12 protein-coding genes and 1 pseudogene are annotated in these 13,132 nt (G+C 60.7%); 12 read left to right on the top strand and 1 reads right to left on the bottom strand.

The annotated features are described in order from the left end of the window. Positions 1 to 292: 292 nt before the first annotated feature. From hpf to hprK, 3 genes are all read left to right on the top strand, one after another. Positions 293 to 625, top strand: a complete 333-nt coding sequence (gene hpf, locus IWX87_RS15015; protein WP_196864338.1) for a ribosome hibernation-promoting factor, HPF/YfiA family — start codon at positions 293 to 295, stop codon at positions 623 to 625. 211 nt (positions 626 to 836) lie between these two features. Further along, positions 837 to 1,310 carry a PTS IIA-like nitrogen regulatory protein PtsN gene (ptsN, locus tag IWX87_RS15010; RefSeq protein WP_196864337.1) on the top strand — a complete coding sequence of 158 codons (474 nt, stop codon included), beginning with the start codon at positions 837 to 839 and terminating at the stop codon, positions 1,308 to 1,310. A gap of 28 nt (positions 1,311 to 1,338) precedes the next feature. Next, on the top strand, positions 1,339 to 2,289 hold the full coding sequence (gene hprK, locus IWX87_RS15005; RefSeq protein WP_196864336.1) for an HPr(Ser) kinase/phosphatase: 951 nt from the start codon (positions 1,339 to 1,341) through the stop codon (positions 2,287 to 2,289). Positions 2,290 to 2,449: 160 nt separating this feature from the next. On the opposite strand, the gene fur is transcribed toward hprK, so the two are convergent. Then, on the bottom strand, positions 2,450 to 2,908 hold the full coding sequence (gene fur / locus IWX87_RS15000; RefSeq protein WP_196864335.1) for a ferric iron uptake transcriptional regulator: 459 nt from the start codon (positions 2,906 to 2,908) through the stop codon (positions 2,450 to 2,452). Between the two features lie 206 nt (positions 2,909 to 3,114). Here fur and IWX87_RS14995 point away from each other — a divergent pair, with 206 nt between their 5' ends. The 9 genes and pseudogenes from IWX87_RS14995 to ccoN all read left to right on the top strand — a co-directional run bounded on the left by IWX87_RS14995 (position 3,115) and on the right by ccoN (position 13,123). After that, on the top strand, positions 3,115 to 3,606 hold the full coding sequence (locus IWX87_RS14995) for an outer membrane protein assembly factor BamE (protein ID WP_231374821.1): 492 nt from the start codon (positions 3,115 to 3,117) through the stop codon (positions 3,604 to 3,606). Further along, positions 3,603 to 4,433: a 4-hydroxy-tetrahydrodipicolinate reductase gene (dapB, locus tag IWX87_RS14990; protein ID WP_196864333.1), complete on the top strand. Its 831-nt coding sequence runs from the start codon at positions 3,603 to 3,605 to the stop codon at positions 4,431 to 4,433. Before IWX87_RS14995 ends, dapB begins: the two co-directional genes overlap by 4 nt. Positions 4,434 to 4,440: 7 nt before the next feature. Then, a pseudogene (locus IWX87_RS14985) lies at positions 4,441 to 5,085 on the top strand (MotA/TolQ/ExbB proton channel family protein); the annotation flags it as partial. Positions 5,086 to 5,231: 146 nt separating this feature from the next. Beyond that, the gene (locus tag IWX87_RS14980; protein ID WP_196864331.1) at positions 5,232 to 5,678 is read left to right on the top strand and encodes a biopolymer transporter ExbD; all 447 of its coding nucleotides are present in this window, start codon (positions 5,232 to 5,234) and stop codon (positions 5,676 to 5,678) included. 92 nt (positions 5,679 to 5,770) lie between these two features. Next, positions 5,771 to 8,449 carry a leucine--tRNA ligase gene (leuS, locus tag IWX87_RS14975; RefSeq protein ID WP_196864330.1) on the top strand — a complete coding sequence of 893 codons (2,679 nt, stop codon included), beginning with the start codon at positions 5,771 to 5,773 and terminating at the stop codon, positions 8,447 to 8,449. Positions 8,450 to 8,487: 38 nt separating this feature from the next. Further along, positions 8,488 to 9,006 carry an LPS assembly lipoprotein LptE gene (gene lptE / locus IWX87_RS14970; RefSeq protein WP_196864329.1) on the top strand — a complete coding sequence of 173 codons (519 nt, stop codon included), beginning with the start codon at positions 8,488 to 8,490 and terminating at the stop codon, positions 9,004 to 9,006. Positions 9,007 to 9,152: 146 nt separating this feature from the next. Then, the gene (locus tag IWX87_RS14965; RefSeq protein WP_196864328.1) at positions 9,153 to 11,480 is read left to right on the top strand and encodes a cation-translocating P-type ATPase; all 2,328 of its coding nucleotides are present in this window, start codon (positions 9,153 to 9,155) and stop codon (positions 11,478 to 11,480) included. Continuing rightward, entirely contained in the window at positions 11,480 to 11,617 is a 138-nt protein-coding gene (ccoS, locus tag IWX87_RS14960) for a cbb3-type cytochrome oxidase assembly protein CcoS (RefSeq protein WP_036808255.1), read from the top strand. The genes IWX87_RS14965 and ccoS overlap by 1 nt, the downstream gene beginning before the upstream one ends. A gap of 69 nt (positions 11,618 to 11,686) precedes the next feature. Continuing rightward, positions 11,687 to 13,123 carry a cytochrome-c oxidase, cbb3-type subunit I gene (gene ccoN / locus IWX87_RS14955; protein ID WP_196864327.1) on the top strand — a complete coding sequence of 479 codons (1,437 nt, stop codon included), beginning with the start codon at positions 11,687 to 11,689 and terminating at the stop codon, positions 13,121 to 13,123. Positions 13,124 to 13,132 lie beyond the last annotated feature (9 nt).

Below are 13,132 nucleotides of genomic sequence, written 5' to 3'. Positions count from 1 at the left end.
AGTGGTTTCGGAGAATATCGCCCACAAAACTGGCAAAAGTAACCCAGCAGAAAAATTTAGACTTTAATTAACGAATCAGGTTGACTGTCTACTAGGTTCTGTTAGCCAATTTTCAGGGTATTTGCAACGTAACATGGTCAAAGCGCTACCCTTGTTCGGCGGCCTTCGTGGCTTGCAATTGATAACCCCAGAAGGCATAGTGAAGTCAAGAGAGTGTTCCGTCCGCCGCCTTGCCTGACACGTTCGATGGCGTTTTTCAACCAGTTCCAACTTTTGGAATAGGAGTCTCTGTATGAACTTGACGATCAGTGGTCACCATCTTGAAGTCACCCCAGCGCTTCGCGGCTATGTGACGAGCAAGCTTGATCGCATCACCCGGCATTTCGACCAAGTGGTCGATGTCAGGGTCTTACTGGCAGTGGACAACATGACAGAAAAGGAAAAACGCCAGAGGGCGGAATGCAATGTGCATGTCAAGGGTCGAGACCTTTTTGCCGAAAGCTCGCATGCTGATTTGTACGCTGCTGTTGATGAACTGGCGGACAAGCTCGACCGCCAAGTCGGCCGCTACAAGGCCAAGACGCAAGACCATGGGCATGCCTGCGCAAAGCGTGCAGAAGTCTGAATCAGTCGTTCATCGAGTGCGCCGACAGGCTTGCCCTGTGCGTTTGAAGCGCATTCTGCGGTGAGCCTTTCAATTAAATAGCGTGAACAAATTGGCGCCGAGTTGCCAAGGTGTTGCATGCATAGGTCGTTTGTCATGGCAAACGGCTTTTTTTGTCTCTTTTTCAATCAATCCACTGTAAAGTGCATAGTCCGCCGATTAAAAGAGCGTCATGAACCGTCTTTCGCAAATTTTGCCTCCTCCCCAAGTGCTGGTTCGCGTCGAAGCGACCAGCAAAAAGCGCGCGTTTGAAGAAGCCGGGCTGCTCTTCGAGAACCTTCACGGCCTGAACCGTGCGCTCATCACCGACAGTCTTTTTGCCCGTGAACGGCTGGGTTCTACCGGCCTGGGCCACGGCGTGGCGATTCCGCATGGCCGCATCAAGGGCCTTAAAACCCCTATGGCCGCAATCTTCCAGCTTCAGACGCCCATCGGGTTTGATGCGCCGGATGAACTGGCAGTCAATCTGCTGGTTTTTTTGCTGGTTCCCGAAGCCGCAACGCAAAAGCACCTCGAAATACTGTCTGAAATTGCTGAACTTCTGAGCGACAGCCATCTCCGCGAGCAGCTCAAGACCAGTGCCAGTGCAGAGAACCTGCACCAGTTGATTGCGACTTGGCAGTCTGCGCACGAAGTCAGTCCATGAGCATTCGGCTTTCGCCGCCCGGGTTGGCATGAAGCCCACCGTCGTCAGCGCCGATGTCTTGTTTGAAGACCATCGTGTCTCCCTGAAATGGGAATGGGTCGCTGGTTTGGGGGCTTCTGAACGGCGTTTTGACGAAGTGGCAGTCAGCCAGGCGCGCTCCGGTGCCGATCTGGTCGGCTACCTCAATTACATCCATCCTTATCGCGTGCAGATCCTGGGCGAGCGCGAAGTGGCCTACCTGACGCATCCGAGCCTTGAGGACGGTGCTCGGCGGATCTCGCGCATCATCACGCTGGAGCCGCCGGTACTGGTGGTGGCCGACGGCCAGACCGCACCTGACACACTGCTGTCGATGTGCGAACGTGCCCAGCTACCGATGTTTGCAACGCCCGAGTCGGCCGCTTTCGTGATCGATGTGCTGCGGGCTTATCTGTCCCGGCATTTTGCCGAGCGTACCTCGATGCACGGCGTGTTCATGGACATCCTGGGCATGGGTGTGATGATCACCGGGGAGTCAGGGCTGGGCAAAAGCGAGCTGGGGCTGGAGCTGATTTCGCGTGGCCATGGCCTGGTGGCCGATGACGCCATTGACCTGTTCCGCATCAACCAGACCGCCATTGAAGGGCGTTGCCCTGACCTGCTGCAAAACCTGCTCGAAGTGCGCGGCATCGGCTTGCTTGACATCAAGGCCATTTTTGGCGAAACAGCCGTGCGCCGCAAGATGCGCCTGAAAATGATCGTTCACCTGGTGCGCCGCGAAACGCTGGAGCGCGACTATGAACGCATTCCCTATGAGCCGTTGACGCAAGATGTACTGGGTGTTCCGGTACGCAAGGTCATCATCCAGGTCGAGGCTGGCCGCAACATTGCCGTGCTGGTTGAAGCTGCCGTGCGCAATGCCATCCTGCAGTTGCGCGGCATCAATACCTACCAGGAATTTGTCGAACGGCATCGCCGGGCGATGGAACAAGACGATTAGGCTCCCGCACTCCGGCTGCGCGTGGTTCGCTGCCTCCGTTGAGGGGGCAGTCCCTCCTGTCGCCCTTCAAAACTGGTGCTGGCCATGCCGAACGGAAAAGGAGACAGGTTTACTGGTTTATTTGTTCTCCTTGAAGCTGGGAAATACGTCGGGCTGACGATCAGGAATGATGATGATGGTGGCGTCCGGGCACTGGTCGCCGGTTGGGGCAATCGGTCTTGGTGCAATTGGCATAAATCGACAGCGAATGGTCGGCAATCGCAAAACCCTTGAGTTCAGCCACTGCGTGCTGCCGCTTTTCAATCTCGGCGTCGTAAAACTCTTCGACCTTGCCGCAGTCGAGGCAGACCAAATGGTCATGGTGCTGGCCTTCATTGATCTCGTACACCGCCTTGCCCGATTCGAAATTGCTGCGGTTAAGCAAGCCTGCCTGCTCGAACTGCATCAGCACCCGGTACACCGTGGCCAGCCCGATGTCGGAGCGCTCTTCAAGCAATACGCGAAAAACATCCTCGGCCGTCATGTGGCGCTGCTTGCCACCCTGAAAGATTTCCAGTATTTTCAGTCGCGGCAGCGTTGCCTTCAGGCCGGTGTTTTTCAGTTCGTCAATGTTGCTCATGGGAGTCTCTCTTGAATCTTTTCGGGAAAAGGGCGGCGTCCCGGACGGCCTGAAAACAGGCCTGAAAGCACCCAGCCGCTACAATGTTTGATCATATCGCTACACCTTCCACTATGTCCGCCCTGCCTGCAAATCATCATTACAGCATTCAAAAAATCCTTATGGTCGTGGTTTGCGGAGTGCTGGCGTCTTGCAGCAGCGGCACCATGAGCAGCAGTTCGGTCAACCCAGTCAACTGGATCACGCCCTACAAGGTTGACGTCATCCAGGGAAACTTTGTTTCTCGCGAGCAGGTGGGGCAACTGCAGGCGGGCATGACACGTGATCAGGTCAAGGCTGTGCTGGGTACCCCCCTGATGACCAGCCTGTTCCATGCAGACCGTTGGGATTACGTGTTCACGCTCAAGCGCCAGGGGGTCGAGCCCCAGGCCTTCAAGTACACCGTCTTCTTCAAGGGCGACCAGCTTGAACGCTTTTCTGGCGACAACATGCCCAGCGAAGCAGAGTTCATTTCCACGCTGAGCAACAAGCGGGTGCTGGGCAAAGTGCCTGTGCTGCAAGCCACCGACGAACAACTCAAGTCGGCGGAAAAGCCATCGGTTTCCAGCGCCAGTCCAGGCGCCCAAGCCGATGCAGGCAATGTGCCGGCCGGGCCATCGACCACGGTTTACCCGCCGCTGGAAAGCCCGAAGCAATGAGCGCGGGTTCACTGGAGCAGGACCGCCCGTACAAAATCGCCATTGCCGGCGCCAGTGGCCGTATGGGCCACATGCTGATCGAGGCGGTGAATGCCAGCACTGACTGCCTGCTCACAGGCGCGCTGGATGTGGCGTCAAGTCCCGCCATCGGCCAGGACGCGTGTGCCTTTGCCGGCCGTTCCAGCGGCATCCTGATTCATTCGGACCTGCGCGAAGGCCTGAAGGATTCACGGTTACTGATTGATTTCACGCGGCCTGAAGGCACGCTTGCCCACCTGGCCGTTTGCCGTGAACTGGGCATCAAGCTGGTCATTGGCACCACCGGCTTTTCGGACGCACAGAAGGCAGAAATCCGGGATGCCGCCCAAGACATCGCGATCGTCATGGCGCCGAACATGAGCGTCGGCGTCAACGTCACCTTGAAGCTGCTGGAGATGGCGGCCAAGGCGCTGTCTACCGGCTACGACATTGAAATCATCGAGGCGCACCACCGCCATAAGGTCGATGCGCCTTCGGGCACGGCGCTCAAGATGGGCGAGGTGATTGCGGGTGCGCTGGGCCGCGACCTGAAGGACTGCGCCGTTTATGCGCGCGAAGGCGTCACCGGCGAGCGCGATCCATCGAGCATCGGCTTTGCCACCATACGCGGCGGTGACATTGTGGGCGACCACAACGTGCTGTTTCTGGGTGATGGCGAGCGCATCGAAATCAGCCACAAGTCCTCAAGCCGCGCCACCTATGCCCAGGGCAGCCTGCGCGCCGCGCGCTTTCTGGGCACGCAGGCGACAGGCCTGTTTGACATGTTCGATGTGCTCAACCTGAAGTGACGCCGGCATGAGTCTGCTGGCCCTTATCGCGCAAGGAGGCTTAATCAGCCAGGCGGTCGCGGCGCTGCTGCTGGCCATGTCGGTCGCCAGCTGGGTGGTCATTTTTTGGAAGGGCTGGTTGCTGCGCCGTGCTGCAGGCGACGTGGCGCGCAGCACAGCGGCTTTCTGGCAGTCAACCTCGATTGACGCTGCGAGCGCCAAGGTGGCTGTGTTTGACCGCGAATCCCTGGTGTTGCCGCTGATTGCTGCGACCCAAGCCAGGGCGCATGGAACCTTGGCCACGGCCGGCGACAAGTCGGCGCAACTCACCCGCGTGCTGCGCGATGCATTGCATGCGGTGTTGCACAAGCTGCAATTTGGCCAGGTTCTGCTGGCCACGGTGGGTTCCACGGCGCCCTTTGTCGGGCTGCTGGGAACGGTCTGGGGGATTTACCATGCGCTGACCGGGATGGCCATGGCCGGCCAGGTCACCATCGACAAGGTCTCCGGTCCGGTGGGCGAGGCCCTCATCATGACGGCTGCCGGCCTGGCGGTGGCGATCCCGGCGGTGCTGGCCTACAACGTGTTCGGCCGGAGCATAGGCCGCATCGAGGCTGACCTGGAAGGGTTCGCCTTTGATTTGCGCGGGCTGCTGGTCCCCACGTTTGCCGCTGCGCATGCGGGACTGACTCCCGCGCTGGCCACTCCTGCTGCGGCCTTGGCAAGCCAGCTCCATGGCCGAAACCTGGACCGTCAGACACAGCAAGCTGATCGTCCGGAAACACCACATGACGCGCAAGGCACGCCGGACAAGACGCCATGACCTTTGGCCGACTTGAACGAACGCCTGCTTCGCCGCCGATGAGCGACATCAACGTCACGCCGCTGGTGGACGTGATGCTGGTGCTGGTGGTCATCTTCATCATCACCGCGCCCTTGCTGGCCAGCGCCATCCGCCTCGACCTGCCAAAAACCGACGCGGCGAAAGCGCTGGACACCCCCCGGTTTGTCACACTGGTCGTCGACAAAAGCGGCCAGGCTTTCCTGAACGACCAGCCGCAGCCGCTTGATGAGCTGGCACGCCAGCTGGCGCATACCGCCCGCCAGCATCCTGACACCGAGGTGCAACTGCGCGCCGACGAAGCTGTGCCCTACGGCAAGGTGGTCGAAATCATGGGGGTGGCGCAAAAAGCCGGGTTAAGTCGCATCGGCTTTGTTGCGGAACCGGCGTCACCGGCCAGCCCAACTGCGCCTTCCGGCGGCTAGCCGGTGGCGTGCAGCCTCTAAAATCATCCATTCGCAGCCCAGGCTGCCCGCCCCGGGCCAGGGGTTTCTTTTTTCGGTAGCCAGACTTTTTCATGCAAGACAAATACAACCACATCGACGTCGAGCGCAGTGCGCAAACCCACTGGAATGCCGCCGATGCCTACCGCGTGACCGAGGACGCGAGCCGCCAGAAATACTATGCCTGCTCGATGCTGCCTTACCCGAGCGGCAAGCTGCACATGGGCCATGTGCGCAACTACACCATCAACGACATGCTGACGCGCTACCTGCGCATGAAAGGCTATAACGTCCTGATGCCGATGGGCTGGGACGCCTTTGGCCTGCCAGCCGAAAATGCCGCGCTGAAAAACGGCGTGCCCCCGGCTAAGTGGACCTACGACAACATCGCCTACATGAAAAAGCAGATGCAGGCGATGGGGCTGGCCGTTGACTGGAGCCGCGAAATCGCCACCTGCGACCCCAGCTATTACAAGTGGAACCAGTGGCTGTTTCTGAAAATGCTGGAAAAAGGCATCGCCTACCGCAAGACCCAGGTGGTGAACTGGGACCCGGTAGACCAGACCGTGCTGGCCAACGAGCAGGTCATCGACGGCAAGGGCTGGCGCACCGGCGCGACCGTCGAAAAGCGCGAGATTCCGGGTTATTACCTGAAGATCACTGACTACGCCGAAGAACTGCTCGACAGCGTGCAGCACAAGCTGCCGGGCTGGCCCGAGCGCGTCAAGCTGATGCAGGAAAACTGGATCGGCAAGAGCGAAGGCGTGCGTTTTGCTTTCCCGCACGACATCAAAAATGCAGCCGGCGACCTGATTGGCGATGGCCGCATGTATGTGTTCACTACCCGCGCCGACACCATCATGGGCGTGACCTTTTGCGCCGTGGCGCCCGAGCACCCGCTGGCAGTGCATGCCGCCCTGGAAAATCCGGCATTGGCTGCGTTCATCGCCGAATGCAAGTCTGGCGGTACGACCGAGGCCGAACTGGCGACGCAGGAGAAAAAGGGCATGGCTACCAGCCTGTTGGTCACGCATCCGCTGACCGGCGAGCAGGTCGAGGTCTGGGTTGGCAACTATGTGCTGATGAGCTATGGCGACGGCGCGGTGATGGGCGTGCCCGCGCATGACGAACGCGATTTTGAATTTGCCAAAAAATACGATTTGCCCATCAAGCAGGTGACCGATGTTCAAGGCAAGGCTTACAGCCTTGAGGCCTGGGCCGACTGGTATGGCGACAAGCAGCAGGGCGTTGCCATCAACTCCGGCAACTACGACGGCCTGGGCTTCAAGGCAGCCGTCGATGCCGTGGCCGCCGACCTGGCCGCCAAAGGCCTGGGCGAGAAAAAAACCACCTGGCGGCTGCGCGACTGGGGCGTGAGCCGCCAGCGCTACTGGGGCACGCCGATTCCCATCATCCATTGCGACGAGCACGGTGCCGTGCCGGTGCCCGAAAAAGACCTGCCGGTGGTATTGCCGATGGACTGCATCCCCGACGGCTCGGGCAATCCGCTGCACAAGCATGAAGGCTTTCATGCCGGCGTCGTCTGCCCGGTCTGCGGCAAACCCGCCCGCCGCGAAACCGACACGATGGACACCTTTGTCGACAGTTCATGGTATTTCATGCGCTATTGCGACCCCCAGAACAGTGAAGCCATGGTGGCCGAAGGCGCTGAGTACTGGATGCCGATGGACCAGTACATCGGCGGCATCGAGCATGCGATTCTTCATCTGCTGTATGCGCGTTTCTGGACCAAGGTGATGCGCGACATGGGACTCGTCAAGGTCGATGAGCCCTTCACCAAACTGCTCACGCAGGGCATGGTGCTCAACCACATTTACTCGCGCCGCTCGGACAAGGGCGGCAAGGAGTACTTCTGGCCGCACGATGTCGAGCATGTGCTTGACGACACCGGCAAGATCACTGGTGCGCGCCTCAAGCACGCTGCGGAAAGCGGCGGAATCATGCTGCCCGCCGGAACGCTGATCGACTACGAAGGCGTGGGCACCATGTCCAAGTCCAAGAGCAATGGCGTTGATCCGCAGGACATCATTGAAAAATACGGCGCCGACACCGCACGCCTTTACACCATGTTCACCGCACCGCCCGAAGCCACGCTGGAGTGGAACGACGCGGGTGTTGAGGGTTCGTATCGCTTCCTGCGCCGTGTCTGGAATTTCGGTGTCAAGTTGAATGCTATGAATTCAGGAGCTGCTGACGCTAATGCAGTATGCGCAAAAGCCCTATTTGATAAAGAATCCAAGGGGCTGAGGCTGGAAGTACACACCTTGCTCAAGCAGGTGGACTATGACTACCAGCGCATGCAGTACAACACCGTGGTGTCGGGCACCATGAAACTGCTCAATGCGCTCGAAGACTTTAAAAGCACGCCTTCTGCAAGCGCCGTGGCGGCTACACGCGAAGGCTTTGGCATTCTGCTGCGTTGTCTTTATCCGGCTGCGCCTCACCTGACGCACAGTTTGTGGAACGAACTGGGCTACGCCGGAGAAGCCGGCGAGCTGCTGGACGCGCCGTGGCCCGAAGTGGACACCAGCGCCCTGCAACAGGACGAGATCGAGCTGATGCTGCAGGTGAATGGCAAGCTGCGCGGCTCGGTCACGGTGCCCGCTGGTGCCAGCAAGGCCGAGATTGAGGCAGCAGCGCTGGCTTCGGAAGCCTTTACCCGGCAAGCGGCAGGCGCGCCCGCCAAGAAAGTCATCGTTGTGCCGGGCCGCCTGGTCAACATCGTCGTTTAAGACGCAGCATTTTCGTCAATATTTACCAAGGCCTATCCATGCAGCGACGCGCTTTTCTGGTTTTTGCAGCTTCTGCTGCGTCGCTGACGCTGGTCAGCCTGAACGGCTGCGGTTTTGCCTTGCGCAAGGCGCCCAATTTTGCGTTTTCCACGCTCTACAGTGGCTTGGCTGAGTCGTCGCCTTTGGGTGTGCAACTCAGGCGCTCCCTTGAGGGCACCGGCAAAGTCAGCGTGATCACCGACGCGCGCCGTATCAACGAGGCGCAAGTGGTGCTTGAAGTTCTGCAAGACCGGCGCGAAAAAGTGGTGCTCAGTCTGAACTCGTCGGGCCAGGTGCGCGAGTTCCAGTTGCGGCTGCTGTTTTCATTCCGCTTGCGCACCCTGGCGGGCCGGGAGCTGATCCCGGCAAGTGAAATTGCCCTGCAACGCGACATCAGCTTCAACGAGTCGGCGGTGCTGGCGAAGGACGCCGAGGAAGCGCTGCTTTACCGTGACATGCAAAGCGATGTCGTTCAGCAGGTCATGCGACGGCTGGCAGCAGTGACCAGCCTGGAGTAAGCCAGCGAAGGGCTGCTGGCCATGCCATGGCGGGGCCTGGTCAGGCCCGTCGCTTTGGCTGAATGTGGTTTGGCCTTTAGGCTGATTGCCTTGAAGTCGATCTAAATCAACACATTGCAATTTAAAGCCCATTAAGCTGGCGGACCATGCAAACGGCCAGCTTGTCACCCCTTTCCCTGCCTTCGTCCAGTGCGGCGGATGAACTGCCCGCTCCAACAGCCAGTGGCACGCCGCTGGCCCTGCTCGATGAGCCAGACGAATGGTCGGCCTTCAGCCGACCGCTGGCCGGGCAGCCTTCGTGCTGGGAGTCGAGCGTGGTGTTTGAAGGCATGCACTGCGCGGCCTGCGCCCTGACGATCGAAGACGCCTTGCGCAAGGTGCCGGGCGTGCTGTCGGCCGACATCAGCGCTGCCAGCCACCGTGGCCGCATTGTCTGGTCCGATACGCGCATCAGCCCCTCGGGCTGGATGCAGGCTGCCGCCCGCGCCGGCTATCCAGCTGTGCCGGCGAGCGACGCCTTCGCCAACGACCGCCGGCGCGTCGAAACCCGACAGGCGCTGTGGCGGCTGGGCGTGGCCGGCCTGTGCATGATGCAGGTCATGATGTACGCATGGCCCGCCTACGTGGCCGAGCCGGGCGACCTGGCGCCTGACATGGCGCGGTTGCTGCGCTGGGCTTCCTGGGTGCTGTCCTTGCCGGTGCTGCTGTTTTCCTGCGCACCCTTTTTCCGCAATGCGCTGCGTGACCTGCGCCACCGCCGCATCAGCATGGACCTGCCGGTGGCGCTGGGCATGGGCATCACGTTTGCTGTCAGCTCGATGGGCACGTTCGAGCCCGGCGGAATCTTTGGCGCCGAGGTGTATTTCGACTCGTTCACCATGTTTGTCTTTTTCCTGCTGACCGGTCGCTGGCTGGAGCTGCGCCTGCAGGGCCGAACCGCAGGCGCGCTGGAAGCGCTCATGAACCGCCTGCCCGACAGCGTCGAGCGGCGCGGCGCTGACGGGGTCTTTGAGCGTGTGGCCGTTCGGCGGCTCGGCGCGGGCGACGTGATCCGGGTGTTGCCGGGCGAGGCTTTCCCGGCCGATGGCGTCATTCTTGAAGGCCGCACGCTGGCCGACGAATCGCTGCTGACCGGTGAATCGCGGCCCTTGCCGCGCGACAAGGGCGGATGTGTGATTGCCGGCAGCCACAACCTGGCGGCCCCGGTGGTGGTGAAGGTCGAGCTCACCGGCGGCCAGACGCGGTTTGCGCAAATCGTCGCGCTGATGGAAAGCGCTTCGACCTCCAAGCCGCAACTGGCGCAACTGGCCGATCGCATTGCCAAGCCTTTTCTTCTGCTGGTGCTGGTGGCCGCTGGCGGGGCCGGCGCCTACTGGTGGTCGCATGACCCCGGCCATGCGCTGATGGTGGCGGTGGCAGTCCTGATCGTCACCTGCCCTTGCGCGTTGTCGCTGGCCACGCCGGCCGCCATGCTGGCCAGCGCCGGTTCCCTGGCGCGCAGCGGCGTGCTGGTCCGGCGTTTGCAGGCGCTCGAGGCACTGGCAACGGTCGATACGGTGGTGTTCGACAAAACCGGCACCCTGACCCGTGATGCGTTCGCGCTGGGCGAAGTGCATACGCGCCAGGGCATTTCCAGAGATGAGGCCCTGGCCATGGCGGCTGCGCTGGGAAAACATTCCTTGCACCCGGTGTCGCGCGCATTGTCATTGGCCGGGCAGGGGGGCGTGCTTTACGCGGTGCAGGACGCCCGGGAAACCCCTGGTCAGGGTGTGTCAGGGCGCCTTTGCCTGGGTGACACGGCGGCATCTGCTGTCATGGCCCGCCTCGGTTCTGCCCGGTTTTGCGAGGTGGAGCCGCCGGTCACGACAGCCCTGCATGCCTGCCTGAGCGACGACCAGGGGTGGGTCGCCACCTTTGAGCTGAAGGAAGACCTGCGGCCCGACGCCCATGCCACGGTGGCGGCGCTGATGGCGCAAGGCGTCAAGGTTTACCTGTTGTCCGGCGATTTGCCGGAATCGGCCGCCCGCGTTGCCCGGCAAGCGGGCATCGACAACAGCCAGGGAGGCTGCACACCGCAGGACAAGCTCGTGTTTTTGCGCCACCTGCAGTCGCAAGGCCACCATGTCGCGATGGTCGGCGACGGACTGAACGACGGGCCGGTTCTGGCAGGCGCCCATGTGTCGTTTGCTTTTGGCCAAGCCGTGCCTCTGGCGCAGGCCCAGTCCGACCTGGTGGTGCTGGGGGGGCGCCTGGGCACGGTGGCCCAGACCCTGGCGCAGGCACGGCGCACCCTGGGCATTGTTCACCAGAATTTGTGGTGGGCCGCTGTCTACAACGCCGTCTGTGTGCCACTGGCCGTGGCTGGCTGGCTGCCTGCATGGCTGGCGGGAATAGGCATGGCACTGAGCTCGTTGCTGGTCGTGCTGAACGCCTTGCGGCTGTCTTCAGCCATCGCACCTCTGGAAAGCGATTGATGGACATCCTTTACTTGCTCATTCCCTTGTCGGTCATTCTGGTTTTTTTCATCCTGGGCGGTCTGGCCTGGGCGATTTACCGAGGCCAGTTTGAAGACATCGATGCAGAAGGCGAGCGCATTCTTCGAGATGATTGACGCAGGTCAACCTCAAATTCTTTACCTCCCGATACGCTTGAGGAGTTAACAAGTAAAGAAGAGGTAAAAATGACATTTGCCAATACACGGGCAACGACCTACAACGACACCGTTGTGCGGCAGTTCGCCATCATGACGGTGGTCTGGGGGGTGGTTGGCATGCTGGTCGGCGTGATCATCGCGGCCCAGCTGGCCTGGCCAGACCTTATTGCGGGAGTCCCCTGGCTCAGCTACGGGCGACTGCGGCCGCTGCACACCAATGCGGTGATCTTCGCGTTTGGCTGCTGCGGGCTGATGGGCACATCCCTGTACGTGGTTCAGCGAACCTGCCAGGTCAGGCTGTTTTCCGACAAGCTGGCCGCGTTCGTCTTCTGGGGCTGGCAGGTGGTCATTGTGGCGGCGGCGATTTCCCTGCCGATGGGGTACACGCAGAGCAAGGAATACGCCGAACTCGAATGGCCCATCGACATCCTGATCACGCTGGTCTGGGTGGCCTATGCCTTTGTGTTTTTTGGCACGGTCGGCACCCGCAAGGTCCGGCACATCTACGTGGCCAACTGGTTCTATGGCGCGTTCATCATCGCCATCGCCATGCTGCACCTGGTGAACAATGCGGTCATTCCGGTCGGCTTGATGAAGTCCTACTCGGCCTATGCCGGCGTGCAGGACGCCATGGTGCAGTGGTGGTACGGGCACAACGCCGTGGGCTTCCTGCTGACGGCCGGTTTCCTGGGCATGATGTATTACTTCATTCCCAAGCAGGCCGAGCGCCCGGTGTATTCCTACCGCCTGTCCATCGTTCACTTTTGGGCGCTGATTTTTACCTACATGTGGGCCGGTCCGCACCACCTGCACTACACCGCGTTGCCTGACTGGACCCAGTCTGTCGGCATGGCGTTTTCGCTGATCCTGCTGGCGCCAAGCTGGGGCGGCATGATCAACGGCATCATGACGCTGTCGGGCGCCTGGCACAAGCTGCGCGACGACCCCATCCTGCGCTTTCTGATCGTGTCGCTGTCGTTCTACGGCATGAGCACGTTCGAAGGCCCGATGATGTCCATCAAGACCGTCAACGCGCTGTCGCACTACACCGACTGGACCATTGGACACGTGCATTCGGGTGCCCTGGGCTGGGTGGGCCTGATCACCATCGGCAGCATGTACTACCTGATCCCGCGCCTTTTCGGCCAGAAGCAGATGTACAGCATGAAAGCGGTCGAGGTGCATTTCTGGACCGCCACCATCGGCATCGTGATCTACATCGCGGCCATGTGGATTGCCGGTGTCATGCAGGGCCTGATGTGGCGTGCGGTGAATCCGGATGGCACGCTGACCTACACCTTCGTCGAATCGGTCAAGGCCACGTTCCCCTTTTATGTCTTGCGTCTGCTGGGCGGCGTGCTGTATTTGAGCGGCATGGTGATCATGCTCTGGAACACCTACAAGACGGCCACGGCGGGTCGCTCTGTCACCGTCAACATTCCGGCGGCTATGGCCCACGCTTGAGGAAAACAA

It is taken from the genome of Polaromonas sp. CG_9.7 (assembly GCF_015752205.1).
Classification (GTDB): domain Bacteria; phylum Pseudomonadota; class Gammaproteobacteria; order Burkholderiales; family Burkholderiaceae_C; genus Polaromonas.
The sequence above is the reverse complement of the archived record's forward strand: the minus strand, read 5'-3'. Positions and strand labels throughout refer to the sequence as shown.

What these genes read in the sequence shown, in the direction of transcription:
- IWX87_RS14965 (WP_196864328.1), top strand. Translation starts at nt 9,153, where the DNA reads ATGCAAACGGCCAGCTTGTCACCCCTTTCCCTGCCTTCGTCCAGTGCG.
- ptsN (WP_196864337.1), top strand. Translation starts at nt 837, where the DNA reads ATGAACCGTCTTTCGCAAATTTTGCCTCCTCCCCAAGTGCTGGTTCGC.
- ccoN (WP_196864327.1), top strand. Translation starts at nt 11,687, where the DNA reads ATGACATTTGCCAATACACGGGCAACGACCTACAACGACACCGTTGTG.
- lptE (WP_196864329.1), top strand. Translation starts at nt 8,488, where the DNA reads ATGCAGCGACGCGCTTTTCTGGTTTTTGCAGCTTCTGCTGCGTCGCTG.
- IWX87_RS14980 (WP_196864331.1), top strand. Translation starts at nt 5,232, where the DNA reads ATGACCTTTGGCCGACTTGAACGAACGCCTGCTTCGCCGCCGATGAGC.
- hprK (WP_196864336.1), top strand. Translation starts at nt 1,339, where the DNA reads ATGAAGCCCACCGTCGTCAGCGCCGATGTCTTGTTTGAAGACCATCGT.
- IWX87_RS14995 (WP_231374821.1), top strand. Translation starts at nt 3,115, where the DNA reads ATGAGCAGCAGTTCGGTCAACCCAGTCAACTGGATCACGCCCTACAAG.
- hpf (WP_196864338.1), top strand. Translation starts at nt 293, where the DNA reads ATGAACTTGACGATCAGTGGTCACCATCTTGAAGTCACCCCAGCGCTT.
- dapB (WP_196864333.1), top strand. Translation starts at nt 3,603, where the DNA reads ATGAGCGCGGGTTCACTGGAGCAGGACCGCCCGTACAAAATCGCCATT.
- fur (WP_196864335.1), bottom strand. Translation starts at nt 2,908, where the DNA reads ATGAGCAACATTGACGAACTGAAAAACACCGGCCTGAAGGCAACGCTG.
- ccoS (WP_036808255.1), top strand. Translation starts at nt 11,480, where the DNA reads ATGGACATCCTTTACTTGCTCATTCCCTTGTCGGTCATTCTGGTTTTT.
- leuS (WP_196864330.1), top strand. Translation starts at nt 5,771, where the DNA reads ATGCAAGACAAATACAACCACATCGACGTCGAGCGCAGTGCGCAAACC.